This window comes from Shewanella sp. HL-SH4 (assembly GCF_051164845.1).
GTDB classification, from domain to species: Bacteria; Pseudomonadota; Gammaproteobacteria; order Enterobacterales; family Shewanellaceae; genus Shewanella; species Shewanella glacialimarina.
In genome coordinates, this window is record NZ_CP195037.1 from 4090690 (window position 1) to 4104777 (window position 14088).

12 protein-coding genes and 1 tRNA gene are annotated in these 14088 nt (G+C 38.8%); 9 read left to right on the forward strand and 4 right to left on the reverse strand.

The window, feature by feature from the left end; translation table 11 throughout:
• Positions 1 to 58: 58 nt before the first annotated feature.
• Both ACRWQL_RS18940 and punR read right to left on the reverse strand, forming a co-directional pair.
• Complete coding sequence (locus ACRWQL_RS18940; protein ID WP_226415474.1) at positions 59 to 718, reverse strand: Bax inhibitor-1/YccA family protein; 660 nt, start codon at positions 716 to 718, stop codon at positions 59 to 61.
• A 459-nt stretch (positions 719 to 1177) separates the two neighbouring features.
• Positions 1178 to 2080, reverse strand: a complete 903-nt coding sequence (gene punR / locus ACRWQL_RS18945; protein WP_434951606.1) for a DNA-binding transcriptional activator PunR — start codon at positions 2078 to 2080, stop codon at positions 1178 to 1180.
• 113 nt (positions 2081 to 2193) lie between these two features.
• Between punR and punC the strand changes: the two genes are divergently transcribed.
• Both punC and ACRWQL_RS18955 read left to right on the forward strand, forming a co-directional pair.
• Positions 2194 to 3462 carry a purine nucleoside transporter PunC gene (gene punC / locus ACRWQL_RS18950; protein ID WP_434951608.1) on the forward strand — a complete coding sequence of 423 codons (1269 nt, stop codon included), beginning with the start codon at positions 2194 to 2196 and terminating at the stop codon, positions 3460 to 3462.
• Positions 3463 to 3551: 89 nt separating this feature from the next.
• Positions 3552 to 3641, forward strand: a tRNA-Ser gene (locus tag ACRWQL_RS18955).
• Between the two features lie 383 nt (positions 3642 to 4024).
• Here the strand turns inward: ACRWQL_RS18955 and ACRWQL_RS18960 are convergent.
• The gene (locus ACRWQL_RS18960) at positions 4025 to 4426 is read right to left on the reverse strand and encodes a MerR family transcriptional regulator (RefSeq protein ID WP_434951610.1); all 402 of its coding nucleotides are present in this window, start codon (positions 4424 to 4426) and stop codon (positions 4025 to 4027) included.
• Between the two features lie 75 nt (positions 4427 to 4501).
• Here ACRWQL_RS18960 and ACRWQL_RS18965 point away from each other — a divergent pair, with 75 nt between their 5' ends.
• A complete protein-coding gene (locus ACRWQL_RS18965; protein WP_434951612.1) occupies positions 4502 to 6550 on the forward strand; it encodes a TonB-dependent receptor plug domain-containing protein in 2049 nt (682 codons plus the stop codon).
• A gap of 474 nt (positions 6551 to 7024) precedes the next feature.
• Here the strand turns inward: ACRWQL_RS18965 and ACRWQL_RS18970 are convergent, their stop codons facing one another.
• On the reverse strand, positions 7025 to 7444 hold the full coding sequence (locus tag ACRWQL_RS18970) for a BLUF domain-containing protein (RefSeq protein WP_434931767.1): 420 nt from the start codon (positions 7442 to 7444) through the stop codon (positions 7025 to 7027).
• A gap of 1123 nt (positions 7445 to 8567) precedes the next feature.
• Here ACRWQL_RS18970 and ACRWQL_RS18975 point away from each other — a divergent pair.
• The 6 genes from ACRWQL_RS18975 to ACRWQL_RS19000 are packed head-to-tail and all read left to right on the forward strand — an operon-like array spanning position 8568 to position 14083.
• Positions 8568 to 9224 carry a methyl-accepting chemotaxis protein gene (locus ACRWQL_RS18975; protein WP_434953435.1) on the forward strand — a complete coding sequence of 219 codons (657 nt, stop codon included), beginning with the start codon at positions 8568 to 8570 and terminating at the stop codon, positions 9222 to 9224.
• Between the two features lie 42 nt (positions 9225 to 9266).
• Positions 9267 to 9551, forward strand: a complete 285-nt coding sequence (locus ACRWQL_RS18980) for an STAS domain-containing protein (protein WP_434951614.1) — start codon at positions 9267 to 9269, stop codon at positions 9549 to 9551.
• Entirely contained in the window at positions 9538 to 11232 is a 1695-nt protein-coding gene (locus tag ACRWQL_RS18985; protein WP_434951616.1) for a SpoIIE family protein phosphatase, read from the forward strand. Before ACRWQL_RS18980 ends, ACRWQL_RS18985 begins: the two co-directional genes overlap by 14 nt.
• Positions 11229 to 11594 (forward strand): response regulator, encoded by a 366-nt coding sequence (locus tag ACRWQL_RS18990; protein ID WP_434926307.1) that lies wholly within the window; start codon positions 11229 to 11231, stop codon positions 11592 to 11594. Before ACRWQL_RS18985 ends, ACRWQL_RS18990 begins: the two co-directional genes overlap by 4 nt.
• Positions 11595 to 11622: 28 nt before the next feature.
• Complete coding sequence (locus ACRWQL_RS18995) at positions 11623 to 13590, forward strand: chemotaxis protein CheA (RefSeq protein ID WP_434951618.1); 1968 nt, start codon at positions 11623 to 11625, stop codon at positions 13588 to 13590.
• Entirely contained in the window at positions 13580 to 14083 is a 504-nt protein-coding gene (locus tag ACRWQL_RS19000) for a chemotaxis protein CheW (protein WP_226415492.1), read from the forward strand. The genes ACRWQL_RS18995 and ACRWQL_RS19000 overlap by 11 nt, the downstream gene beginning before the upstream one ends.
• Positions 14084 to 14088: the final 5 nt, after the last annotated feature.

The following is a 14088-nucleotide window of genomic DNA, read 5'->3' on the forward strand; positions in this document are numbered from 1 at the left end:
TATAAAAAAAATGGCCCTAATTTAGGGCCATTTTATCGTAAATTACTGTCAATGACGATTAATCGTCGTTATTCATGCCTAATAAGTGCAGTAGCGCCATGAATAAGTTGATGAAGTTTAAGAATAACGAAATGGTAGCGCGAATATAATTGGTTTCGCCACCGTTTACGATACGGCTTGTATCATAAAGGATTAAGCCTACCATCAACAGTGCTACAGCAGCTTGAATAGCCACAAATGCTACGCCGTTACCCACAAACATGTTAATCAGTGATGCGCCGATAACCACTAATAAACCTGCAAACAAAAAGCCACCCATAAAGCTGAAATCTTTCTTGGTGGTGATTGCGTAAGCTGACAGCGACACAAATATAACTGAGGTTAATCCAAAGGCTTGCATGATTAACTCAGGACCATTTGCTAAACCGACATAGTGGTTCAAAATGTAACCTAGTGATGCACCTTGCATACCAGTGAAAGCAAATATCCACGCTAAACCTGACGCGTTATCGGCTTTTTTCAAGGTGACTATCATGACTACGATACTGCCTAATGATAAGCCGATAGACATGAATGGACCAATATTTAACGCCATGGCCACACCCGCCATTACCGCGGCAAATGCCAACGTCATCGACAACAGCATATAAGTGTTTTTGATAAGTTTGTTTGTTTCCACCGTCGTAGCTTGATGGCCCGACAAAGTTTGTTGATTCATAACAGTCTCCAAGACAGTAAAATGCGTATTCTGAACAATAAACAACCACACGCAAATAGTTGATTAATTAATTAATTTATATGACCCAGCTTAAAGTAAACATAGCGATTTAGCACCATAAATAAGGGTTAACCAATAATTTAAGCCATTTAAATTTAAATATGTCACCATTGTTATCAAGCTAGCTTAAGCCAATATTAAAAATAACGCTTTTAGGGTACTTTCACGTTAGCATTATTATTACGCTTGCATTTTTTATATCTATATCAGTAAATATGAGGGCGAAAGCTGAAAACTCAACTTATTAGTTTCCAAAAATTAATGTCAAATACAATCCAAGTGATGCTGTGTAAAGCACAAAGTGCAAAACGTTTAAGTTATCAAAATGACGCTAATAAAATAAAGCTAATAAAGCTAATAAAGCTAATAAAGCTAATAAAGCTAATAAAGCTAATAAAGCTAAGCTAACCATTCCCGGTGTAATTTTTCTGTGTCACCTAAATAATCTAACACCCATTGCAGTGCTGGGGACATACGGTCTTGATCCCAGGCTAAGCAGCAAGGGCTAGAGGGTTTAGAGTTTTTTAATTGCTTTTCAATTAACATTCCACCGCTAATAAACGGCTGCGCCAGGTGAATTGGCATATAACCTACGCCTAAGCCAGAGCGAAAACAATTAATGGCTCTTATCCAATCTGGCACCACTAAACGGCGCTGATTGTCTAAAAGCCAGGTAGTGCGTTTGGGGATTTCTCTTGAGGTATCTTCTAAACAAATAGCGGGATACTGCCTCAGTTCATCGTCTTCAAGCGGTCTATCAATCGCGGCTAATGGATGGTTCTTACTAACTAAAAATGCCCATTCAATGTCTTTCATATCACGGTATTGATAAACCCCACCAACAGGAATAGCGGTTGTAGCACCAATTGCCACCATACTGCGGCCACTTGCCAGAGACTCCCACACACCATTAAACACTTCAATTTGAATAATTAATTCAACATCATCAAAATGGCGATAAAAATCAGCAATTAAGGAGCTGATTTTATCAGCTCTAACGATATTATCTAACGCAATCGACAAAGTGGGTTGCCAGCCATTGGCTACTCGTTGTGTTTCACGTTTCAGTTCATCCATTTGCCTGAGTAACTCTCGAGCATGTTTTAAAAAATGCACTCCTGGCTGGGTTAAGGTTACCGATCTATGGTGGCGTTCAAATAACACTACGCCAATATCAGTCTCTACTTGCTTAACAGCGTAACTCACCGCTGACGGCACTTTATGTAATTCATTTGCCGCCGCAGTAAAACTGCCTAATCGGGCGACAATATCAATCATGTGTAACGTTTGTTCTGAAAGCATAGGGCAACCTTTGCTGTGATATTTTTTGATGGCTGTGTTCAAATATAAACGTTTCACAGATGAATTTCTAATAATTAAACTAGTTCCAATGAAAATTAATTTGAGTATTAGATATGAATAAACAACAACAATCCCCTGGTGCTATTGAGAAAGCTGGTTTTTTTCTCTATTTAACCATTCTGAGTATGCTGTGTTTTATTGCCACCGATATGTATTTGCCTGCTTTTAAATCAATTGAAGGCTCATTTAATGCATCCTCTGCGGATGTAGCAATGTCGCTCACGACATTCTTAGCGGGCTTAGCTTTTGGTCAACTGCTTTATGGTAAGTTGGTTGAAAAATGGGGTAAGCGAAATTCACTGCTATTAGGTTTAATGCTATTTGTTATGGCAACCGGTCTGATCATTGTCAGCGATAATATTGTCATGATGAACATTGGCCGTTTCATTCAAGCCATTGGTGTGTGTAGTGCCAGTGTTATCTGGCAAGCGCTTGTTATTGAAAAGTATGACGCCGAAGAATCTCAGCATGTATTGTCTAACATTATGCCACTGGTTGCGTTATCACCCGCAATAGCACCTTTAATTGGAGCATTCTTCTTATCATATTGGGGATGGCAAAGCATTTTTGTTTGTTTAGCGTTACTCGGTGTGTTGTTGATTTTGATGACTCAAATTTTTGTCAAAGCCGACAAGCCTAGCGCTGAAGCGATTAAAGCTGATAAAGATAAAGCGATGACATTCAAGCAAATGTTAGCAAATCCATTCTATGTGGGTAATGTGATGATTTTTGCCGCATGTTCTGGTGCTTTCTTTGCTTACTTAACCCTGTGGCCAGCGGTGATGGATAAATTTGGCTTTGATGCAACAGCGATTGGCTTAAGTTTTATTCCACAAACTATCATGTTCATTGTGGGTGGTTATAGCGGAAAAATACTTATTAAACGTCTTGGCAGTCAAACCGCATTGAAAGTGCAGTTAGGCCTGTTCTTTACCACAACAATACTGATCTCAATTTTGACCATAGTGTTTGAGATGACAACCATTTATCCGCTATTAATCGTGTTTGCTTTTATGGCCGCAGCAAATGGTGCGATATATCCGATTGTAGTGAACAATGCATTGCAAACATTTAAAGATGATGCCGCCAAAGCCGCTGGATTACAGAACTTTATTCAAATCAGTGTCGCATTTGGCGCATCAAGTATTGTGGCCGCATTTGCTGGAGCAGGTGAGCAGGCAATCGGTTTAGGCATTTTAATTTGTTCAGTGATGGTATTTGGCGCGTATTACACTAGTCGTTATTCTTCATGGAACAGCTGGTTTGATTCGTTCACAATGCCAGATCCAGCAAGAATTGCCTTTAAAAAGGATGAAGATTAGCCAAAGTGATCTTAAAGTAGACAATTGAACATTTTTTTTCAATTAGGACTTTACAGCATCAATAGGTTGTCATATTATTCGCCGCGTTCGGAGGGATGGCAGAGTGGTCGAATGCACCGGTCTTGAAAACCGGCAACGGTTTATCCCGTTCTAGGGTTCAAATCCCTATCCCTCCGCCACATTTAACGAGAAAGCCTCATCAGAAATGATGAGGCTTTTTTTGTTTTGGCGAAAGATAAAACTTTGAACCCCAGGTTCCTCTTTATTACAAGCAAGCTATCCCTCAGCCACATTCTAATGAAGAGGCCTTATCGAAAGATAAGGCTTTTTTATTTGGGCGAAAAATAGGAATTTAAACTCCGGGCTCCTCTTTCTTTTATGCAAGTAATGTAATTGTCTATCGCGACAATTTTTATCTTCGAGCCAGTATTATTCTCAATTTCAGAGTGTGTGCACTTGAAATATCCCAAGCAAAATTCCCTCAAGTTAGTCGTGGCAATATAAACCCAAGGTGGGATTAGCAGCAGGATTTAAATTTAGGTAAAAGCGCAGGTTAATTAACTTATGTTATTACTGACGGTGATTTTAGGCTTTGTAAAATGCTGCAGTCTTTAATTTGGTGGCTTTTACAACAGGAGGCGAGGGTGGCTAATGATTGCTCTAATAATGCCAGCTCTCGCTGGGTTTGTTGAATACGTGCCAGTTGCTCGACAATAATGTTATCTACCAATAGGCATGAGGATTTGGGGTCTTGTTGGGTATCAACTAGACGTTTAATGTCATCTAATGCAATGTTTAATTCTCTGCATCTTCGTATAAAAATTAGCGTTTCTATGTCTTTTTGTTGGTAATGACGATAGCCATTATCAGTGCGGACTGGGGCGGATAGTAACTCAATTTGCTCATAATATCGGATTGTTTTTACCGATACTTGGGCTGCTAATGCCAATTCACTTATTTTCAACTTGACCTTCCAGTAACTGTAACCTTTACACTTGAGCATATCATTTTTAACTCATGTTTTGTAAAAGGAAGTTGTATGTTTAGCTATTCTGCAGCGGCATCGTTAATTTTGTCACTGGGTATAACAAACTTAAGTCAGGCAAGCACTGCCGACAATTCGATCCGTAGCCCTGATAATATCGAAACCCATTCGCACACTGAGCAAACCCATGCCGATGAACATGATGAGCATGAAGATGAGCACGATCACGAAGAGAAAATGGAAACCATTGTCGTGCAAGCCACGCGTTCTGGACGTATTGCCGATGAGCAGCCCATTCGTGTTGAATTAATTAACCGTGAAGAAATTGAAGAAAAAGCCGCCATGCGGCCTGGTAACATTTCTATGCTAGTGGCTGAGACGGGCGGGGTTAGGTTGCAAACGACGTCTCCGGCTTTAGGCAGTGCTAATATTCGCCTACAAGGTCTTTATGGTCGTTATACGCAACTATTGGCTGATGGTTTACCGCTTTATGGAAATCAAGCGTCATCAATAGGCTTGTTACAAATTCCGCCAACCGATCTTAGCCGAGTAGAAATTATTAAAGGATCGGCGTCATCACTTTATGGTGGCTCTGCCTTGGGTGGGGTGATTAATCTGATATCTAGAACCCCAAGTGATGAATTAAACGGTGAGGTGTTAGTAAACTCAACCACTCGAGCAGGTCAGGATGTGACGACTTATATTGAATCGCCGCTGAGTGAGGATATAAAAGGCTCGATAACTGCTGGCGCTCATTATCAAGATGAGCAAGATATTGATAATGATGGCTGGATTGATTTGGCTGGCTATGAAAGGTATACCGTGCGGCCTCGAATATTTTGGCAAGGGGACGCTGGGCAAACACTGTACGTGACTAGCGGCTTGATGTCAGAGCAACGAACGGGTGGAACCCTAGGCGATAATAAACTTGCAGATGGTCAATCATTTGAGCAATCACAAGACTCAGATAGGCTTGACGCTGGTGTTGTGTTTAGCCTTCCGGTATTAGAGTCACTGACCTTTAATACGCGAGCCTCGGCGATGGTACAAGAACACACGCATATTTATGGTATTGACTTAGAAGAAGATAAACACGAGAGTTATTTGTTTGAAAACAGCCTTGCGGGTTATACAGATAACAGTGATTGGGTTGTCGGTTTAGCGTACCAGTCTGAGGTTTTTACCTCAAACACCTTTCCAGTGTTTGATTATTCCTATGAGGTGCCAGGTGTATTTGCTCAGCTTGATTATACCCATTCGGAACAAATAACAACCTCATACAGTGCTCGAGTCGATGAGCACAGTGAGTACGGAACCCAATTTAGCCCAAGAGTATCGCTACTTTATCGACCAAACAATTTAACCATAAGAGGCTCTTATGGACAGGGATATTTTGCCCCAACTCCTTTTGTTGAAGAGATTGAAGCTGCGGGATTATCAAGATTAGCCCCCATTGAGAATTTACAACAAGAACAGGCCAAAACCGCATCGCTAGATTTTACTTATGCTTTTGAAAATGCAGAGACGAGCCTGACTTTTTTTGGATCTAATGTTAATAATGTGACAGGGTTAGTGGCTTTTTCTTCGGGTAACAACGGCACACTCGACGCAGTTAGGTTAGTTAATGCTGAAGGGACAAGTGAAATTCGGGGATCTGAAGTGTTGCTGCGTTACTATTTGGGTGACATTAAGCTCACCGCAAGTTACTTGTATTTAGACACAAGTGAAGAGTCACCCGATAGTTCAGAACGAAGAGAGATAGCGTTAACCCCACGTCACTCTGCGGGTTTTGTTGCTATGTGGGAGCAACATGGCAACTTTAGAATGGGCTTTGAATCCTATTACACCGGTACCCAAAGGGTTAACGATAACCCATATATTGATGAAACTAATCCTTATTGGCACCTTGGGTTAATGGGAGAGATAACGTATGGGCGAGCAAGTTGGTTCATTAATTTAGAGAACTTACTCAATGTAAGACAAACTGATGAGCACCCACTTCTGTTACCTAATAGAATGCCCAGTGGCCAGTGGACCACAGATATTTGGTCCCGTAACGATGGGTTCATTGTTAACGCAGGTGTCAGGCTGAAATTTGGCTAGTGTTTTACTTTTAATATGATTTCTTTGCATTCAACAAAAAGCCTCATCAAATATGATGAGGCTTTTTGCCGCATTTTGCGATAACAGACTCTATTGAAAAGATAAGCGAGTATAGAATGCCTGTGCCGTTTACCGGTTTCTAATCGGCATCGTTCATTTCTTCGACGCTTGCATAATAACCAAGTCAACCACCATCTTTGCTCTGTCATCATTAGGAAATAGCTTGCGGTTCTTGATGGCATTAGTGGTATAAATTACCTTTCGAATGTCTTAACAGTGTGCCAACAGCGTATTGAGATTAGGCTAGTCTCTATGCTTAAAGCCTGAGGTATGCAGCTAGTTTTTTCTGGTCTAATGAAAAGTCTCGCTACTGATTGGTGACAGGGCAGTCGCCTTTTCTAAGCCATCAACACCATAGTTCATCAAACCTACACTAATGATTTTATACCTCTCTCTTATTGGCTGTTGCTAAAGTTAAACAGAGATAAGACTGTTTCGAAGCTCCAAAAGCATCTGAAAAGCTGCAGAACCAGGTATGTTATAAGGATTGAATTCTGTTGAGGTTGAAAATTTTAAATTAATGGGCCCCATATTTTTAGTTGCAGGCACATATGCCATATCCCAAGAGCTAAACTCTCTTGAATATATCTCGCAATATTCAATAATCACAATGTTGGAATGGCGTGTATCGGTTACAATTTTATTATAAGTCTCATTAACGCTTTCTCTACTACCTTCGATGCATTGAATAAAATAATTATTATTAAAGCAGAGCATTCCAGTCATGCCATTTTTAGCATTATGCAAACGTGCTTTTGTGAGTATGTCCTCTAAAGACGATTCGCTAATAAAATCTGTCACTGTACTTACGTAGATTAAACGAGTTAGAAACATACTATTCTCTTATAGCTAGGAAAAAGTTAAATTAAATATAATAGAACTATTACAAAAAGCTATGTAATAGCCATGAATAAAATCTTTCCTGTAGCACTGTTACTGCTAGGGATATTTTATTAGGAACTGGTGGAGTAAAAATGTTGAGCTTTTAAAAAGCCAGTTCTGCGAACTGAATGGTAGAGTATTCTATGCTCTTTTTTGTTTATAAAGTGCCCATTATGCACCATAAAACCCAGTGCGATACGGCAACCGCTTTTGAACATAACCTTTTAGCTAAATGAGATGAATAACCATAAAAACGACCCAAATAGTACTTTTGTATGCTGCTAAGACAAAATGACATGAGTAATTATAATCATCATAAAGAGTAAGTTATCTTTCTCGAATACCTCCTAAAAAGCATAATTTAATACCTTGAGCCACTCTAACTCTTATGTTAATGTTTTGTTAATTCTAGGTTGCCTAGCAGTGGTGCGCTAATTTTGGCAATGATCAGAGATAAGAAAAAATAAAAATGCTATAAATAAAATTTGCAGTTAAGGAATTACTGTCTACTATTTTAATATAAAAAGAAATTAAGGATAGTCTCTTGAAAGAAAAGCATTTTATGTCATCACCATTTGTAGCTTTGGCGATAGGCTCATTTATCGCTTTTTGCATTTCTTGGTTATTGATGAATTGGGTGCCAGTAGTGGTTGCTTTATTTATTGCAGTACTTATCTGCACTCTATCTGGCGGTTTTGCACTAAAATTGATAACGACTAGCTCCACTGTTAATCACCAAACTACGGCTGTGAAAAATATGATTTCAAAGCCACCCCTCACTAATGATGTTGACCAATTACAACAACAATTTCTGGACACATTAAAATCAACCCTACTCGAATGCAAACAAAATGTTGACGATGTAAATAATGTGCAATCGGATGCTATTGAAACCCTTGTTACTTCATTTTCTCGATTAAAAGAATTGGCAGAGCTACAACAAGATCGCGTAATGCAGTTGCTAGAATCTGAAAATGATGAGCATGGAAATAGTTGGTTGACTTCATTTGTTCAAGAAACCAGTAAAACTCTTGAACAGTTTGTTGAAACAACAGTCAATATGTCAGCATCTTCAATGGAACTAGTCGAAAAAGTCGGTCGAATTAATACTATGGTTCCTGATGTGATGAAGGCGATGAAAGATATTGATCAAATCGCATCACAAACCAACTTACTTGCACTTAATGCAGCAATTGAGGCTGCACGTGCAGGCGAGGCCGGGCGCGGATTTGCCGTGGTAGCAGATGAGGTTAGGTCGCTTTCTACTCGGTCAGCGGGTTTTAGTAATCAGATCCAACAGAAACTAAAAAATATGGCAGTTCAAATTGAAACTTTAACTGCTGACATAGGTGGCGTCGCCTCGCAAGATGTTACTTATGTAATGCAATCGAAAAAAAATGTCCACATTGCTATCGATAAATTAATGGAAAACGCTACAGGCAATCGAAAGCATACTTCAGCTCTTGATGAACATAACCAAATATTACAACAGTCTTTGAATGACGCAATGCGAGGGCTGCAATTTGGAGATATTAACTCACAAAATCTGGCTTATACCGCTGAACAATTAGCCCAAGTTAATACACAATTAAATATATTGATGGAACCTGGTGGTATGGAAGATGAAGCTAAGATACAAGGGTGTAATGAAAGCCTTGTACAATTTAAAATTCAAAAACATAACCCTGTTTCGGCCAGTTCTATGGCAAGTGGTGATATCGATTTTTTCTAGAAAACAGACATCTACAATGAAATACCATTGAGGACAAGTACTTTGGATAATTACAGTATTAGGTTACCAAACCGTTTTGATTTTAGTTACCACAAAACATTCAACCAAGAGGTTGAGGCATTAGTTGCAAAAACGGGTATTAAAGAAATCCAATTAGACTTCTCTCAAGTGAACTATTTAGACAGTTCTGCGCTAGGAATGTTAGTTTTATTATCAAAGAAAAATGAGAAAGGTGTTCGTGCAAAACTGATCATTAAAGGCGCTCATGGTAGTGCTTTGGAAATCCTAGAAATTGCAAAAATGACAAAACTTTATGCCTTCATTTGATCTTTTTTACGACAGTCGCCCACCTATATCAGTTTTGATTATTGAGGATAATCCTGTTTGTATTTTGATGTACAAACAATTCTTTATGGAAAAAGGAATAAAAGTAGTTGTATGTACATCAATAGAAAAAGCAAAAAAAGAAGTTTGTAGACCACGATTAAATTATGAATTGGTGTTACTGGACAATCATTTACCCGATGGGGAAGGGATTAAGTTTGTTTCACAGCTAAAAGAACACTTACCTATGGCGGCGATTATTATTGTCAGTGCCAATAGTGATACCGATTTTTTTGTTGAAGCATTCACACAAGATATTGACGATATTGCATTAAAGCCAATTAAGATGGATTTATTATGGCTAAAAATGAAAAGGTCAATTCATCAGCGTTACTTAGAAAAAGTTAATAATACACAACGTGTAGCAATAAATATTTGGCGAGATTCACAATTACAGGAGCAGGCGCTGGCTAAACATTTATTTGGTGCCATGCATGGAAAAATTCATCTAGATATACCAGCAATAAATTATTGGGTTAAACCTTCATCATTATTCAGTGGCGACGGCGTTATCCACTGTAGTGGTCCAGACGGCAGTCATTATGTGATGTTAGCCGATGCAATGGGGCATGGCTTAGCCGCCGCAGTGTCGCTTATGCCAATGATGCAGGCATTTGGGGCCATGACAGAAAAAGGCTTACCGCTGTGTAATATTGTTTTTGAACTCAATACCAAGCTAAATCATTTTTTACCAGAAGACCGTTTTGTGGCGGCAGTCATTATTCATTTGCAACCAAACAATAAAACTATTGATATTTGGAATGGAGGTATGCCACCAGTCATTATAGTCGATGAGCAATACCAAATAATTAAGCAGATAAAATCTGAAAATATGGCATTGGGTATTTTGTCCGATAATCAGTTTAGTGTTAATTCAGAACATATTGATTTGCTAGATAACCAAAGGGTAATTCTTTTCAGTGATGGTGTTATCGAAACTCCATCTAATAAAGGAAAAATGTTAACCATAGATGATCTTGTTTCGTTACTAAAGTTACCTGGAGAACCTTTAGAGGGTGTTAAACAGCATTTTAATGTTGAATGTGAATCGCCACAAGACGATATATCTGTTGTGCTAATAGATACTCACGATATTTTGCAGTCCTTTATAGAAGAGGATGAATTAACAGCTGTTCAAGAGAGTGCATTTTTTATTGAACACACATTACAGGGAGCATCACTCGATTTGTTTGATATTCCTGGACATTTGTGTGAATTAATATCTAAGCAACTGCCATTATCCTTGGTGACCAAAGTCTTTACTGTGTTATCTGAGTTATATACTAATGCATTTGAACATGGCGTACTCGAGTTAAATAGTGAAATTAAGTCACAAGAAAATGGCTTTTTAGCTTTTTATGAAGAAAAAATGGAAAGAGTAAATCACTTATCTAATGACAATAAAATTATATTAAAAGTTCAGTGGCAAAGCCACTTACAGCGCTTAGAAATCTATATCGAAGATAGTGGTCATGGGTTTTTTAAGAATGATATAGAACCGAGTAATTTGTCTAAAAGCTACGGCCGAGGCTTAACTTTAATTAAGCACTTAGCTGAAACCCTTGAAATTATACCTCCTGGAAATGCTGTAAGGGTGGTATTGGTTGGAAAACATAAACTATGAGTAAAAGCATTTTAGTTGTCGATGATTCAGCTTCAATTCGTCAAATGGTAGAAGCAACACTTAAGTCAGCCAATTACCAAGTGACATTGGCTTCAGATGGTCAAGAGGCCTTTGATTTATGTAAAACAAAAATTTTTGACTTCGTATTAACAGACCAAAATATGCCACGTATGGATGGACTAACATTAATTAAATCATTACGAGGGTTACCTGCCTATCGGACGAAAGCTATTGTGGTATTAACTACCGAAGCAAGCGATGAAATGAAGGCTCGCGGAAGAGCGGCTGGGGCAACTGGCTGGATGGTTAAACCATTTGATCCAGATAAGCTTCTGCAAGTAGCTTCCAAAGTGTTGGGATAAGTCCTCTTATTTAATAGTTGGTAACATTATGTCAATGGATATGAGTCAATTTCATGGTGTCTTTATCGAAGAAAGCCAAGAGCATCTTGATGAGATGGAGCACCTATTACTAGCCCTTGATCCAAGTTCGCCAGATATCGAAGAGTTAAACAGTATTTTTCGTGCTGCACATTCGATAAAAGGCGGTAGTGGCATGTTTAGCTTTGATGCGCTAATTACTGTTACCCATGTTATGGAGAGTCTTTTTGACAAAGCTCGACAAGGTAAATTTAATTTTTCAGTGCATATCATAGATGAATTATTAATGGCTGTTGATACTCTTCGTAAGCTGTTAAAAAGCTATGCTGATAGTACCGAAATCGAATGGGCTTTAGTTAATTCTACCACCGCATCTTTAGAAGTTATTTTAGAACCAGATAGTCACGCAGAGTCGCAAGATGATGAAAATGGCTTTGGTTTTTTTAAGCCACTTAATTCCTCAAGTAAAAGCAATACTTCCGAAATCATGGCGCAAGTAAATGATGACACTGACGATGGTTTTGGATTCTTTGAACCTATAGTTGATGAAAGCACCGCTGATATAGAGGACGGTTTTGGATTTTTTGTTGATTTAGACGATAATTTACCAGACTCAAATTCATCTATACAAAAGGTGTCCAATGATGAGGAGCCTGAATTAGAGGCATCAGTTCTTCACGATACGACAGACGATTCGATTACCTCAGTATCCAGTCTTTCACAACATGCTAAATCTACGTCCCTTTCAAAATCTAACACAGATACCAAAGCGAAGGCTGAAGCAAGTGAAAGTAGCAGCATTAGAGTCGACATAGCAAAAATCGACAGTTTAGTTAATTTGGTTGGCGAATTAGTTATTACGCAATCTATGCTGAATCTTATTGGTGACGAGATAACCGGCCTTGCAAGTGAAAAACTACGCTCAGCATTAGCCGAACTTGAACGGAATACACGAGAACTTCAGGAGGGCATCATGTCGATTAGGATGTTGCCTATGTCTTTTGTTTTTAATCGGTTTCCTAGGGTTGTCAGAGATTTATCTAAAAAGCTTAATAAGAAAATCGATTTAACTATTGTAGGTGGCCAAACCGAAATAGATAAAGGCTTAATTGAACTGTTGGTGGATCCATTGACGCATCTGGTGCGCAACAGTCTAGATCATGGCATTGAATTGCCTGAAATCAGGATTGCTAATGGTAAACCCGAAACCGGCGTACTCACCCTCAAAGCTGAACAGAAGGGGGGTAACATCTTGATCTCAGTATTAGATGACGGTGCAGGGCTCAATCGTGATCGTATTCTCGCTAAAGCTTTTGAAAATAATGTAGATGTGCCTGAAAATCCAACCGATCAACAGGTTTGGCAATTAATCATGTCTGCGGGATTTTCAACTGCGGAACAAGTCACTGATGTTTCGGGCCGTGGCGTTGGTATGGACGTTGTGAAACGTAATATAGAGTCTATGGGCGGCCGGTTAGAAATACTCTCTGAAAAGGGTCGCGGTTCTTCTTTTCAAATCCGCTTGCCTCTCACTTTAGCTATCCTTGATGGAATGTCTATCTCCGTTGGTGGGCAAATATTTATTATTCCACTGGTAAATATTATTGAATCCGTACAACCACAAAGTTCTCAATTAAAGTTTATTGGTAATGAACAAGTTTTGGATTTACGTGACGCTTATTGGCCAATTGTAAATTTATATCAGGTTATGGATTTAGAGCCCAAGTCTAGGTTAGCAACTGAAGGTATTTTAGTGTTAGTTGAAACTAATAACACGCGCTTTGCCTTGCTTGTTGACGAGCTAATTGGGCAGCAACAAGCTGTCATTAAGAGTTTGGAACAACATTATCGCCGAGTACAAGGCGTTGCTGGAGCGACTATTATGGGAGATGGCAGTGTTGCATTGATATTGGATGCAGAATCATTGGCTTTGAAAATCAATGAATCTTTAAAGCAAAGGGTTAAGTATGATAACTGAACAAAAAAAAGATGCAGATAGTCAAGATAGCACCGCACATGAGTATTTAACCTTTATTTTAGGTGATGAACATTACGGTTTAGATATCATGAAGGTACGTGAAATTAGGGGGTATGAACCAGTTACGAAAATTGCTAATGCCCCAGCCTTTATTAAAGGGGTATTGAATTTGCGTGGTGATATTGTTCCGATTGTTGATTTAAGACTTAAATTCGATGTTGGTGAGGCTTCCTATAACGAATTTACTATTGTCATCATGCTTCATATTAATAATCGCATTGTTGGCATAGTGGTAGATGCAGTGTCTGATGTCATTAATATGCAGGCTTCAGATATTAAACCGCCTCCAGAGTTTGGTGTAGCCTTTGACAGCCAGTATTTATTTGGATTAGCACCAGTTAATGAACAAATGATTATTTTACTTAACATTGAAAAATTGATTTCCAGCCAAGAGCTGGGGTTATTCGATTCTACAGCATTGCCATCGGAGTGATAAAT

Excerpts from the sequence above, each read along its gene's own strand:
- ACRWQL_RS18940 (WP_226415474.1), bottom strand. The coding sequence starts at position 718 with ATGAATCAACAAACTTTGTCGGGCCATCAAGCTACGACGGTGGAAACA.
- punR (WP_434951606.1), bottom strand. The coding sequence starts at position 2,080 with ATGCTTTCAGAACAAACGTTACACATGATTGATATTGTCGCCCGATTA.
- punC (WP_434951608.1), top strand. The coding sequence starts at position 2,194 with ATGAATAAACAACAACAATCCCCTGGTGCTATTGAGAAAGCTGGTTTT.
- ACRWQL_RS18965 (WP_434951612.1), top strand. The coding sequence starts at position 4,502 with ATGTTTAGCTATTCTGCAGCGGCATCGTTAATTTTGTCACTGGGTATA.
- ACRWQL_RS18970 (WP_434931767.1), bottom strand. The coding sequence starts at position 7,444 with ATGTTTCTAACTCGTTTAATCTACGTAAGTACAGTGACAGATTTTATT.
- ACRWQL_RS18975 (WP_434953435.1), top strand. The coding sequence starts at position 8,568 with ATGGAACTAGTCGAAAAAGTCGGTCGAATTAATACTATGGTTCCTGAT.
- ACRWQL_RS18985 (WP_434951616.1), top strand. The coding sequence starts at position 9,538 with ATGCCTTCATTTGATCTTTTTTACGACAGTCGCCCACCTATATCAGTT.
- ACRWQL_RS18990 (WP_434926307.1), top strand. The coding sequence starts at position 11,229 with ATGAGTAAAAGCATTTTAGTTGTCGATGATTCAGCTTCAATTCGTCAA.
- ACRWQL_RS18995 (WP_434951618.1), top strand. The coding sequence starts at position 11,623 with ATGTCAATGGATATGAGTCAATTTCATGGTGTCTTTATCGAAGAAAGC.
- ACRWQL_RS19000 (WP_226415492.1), top strand. The coding sequence starts at position 13,580 with ATGATAACTGAACAAAAAAAAGATGCAGATAGTCAAGATAGCACCGCA.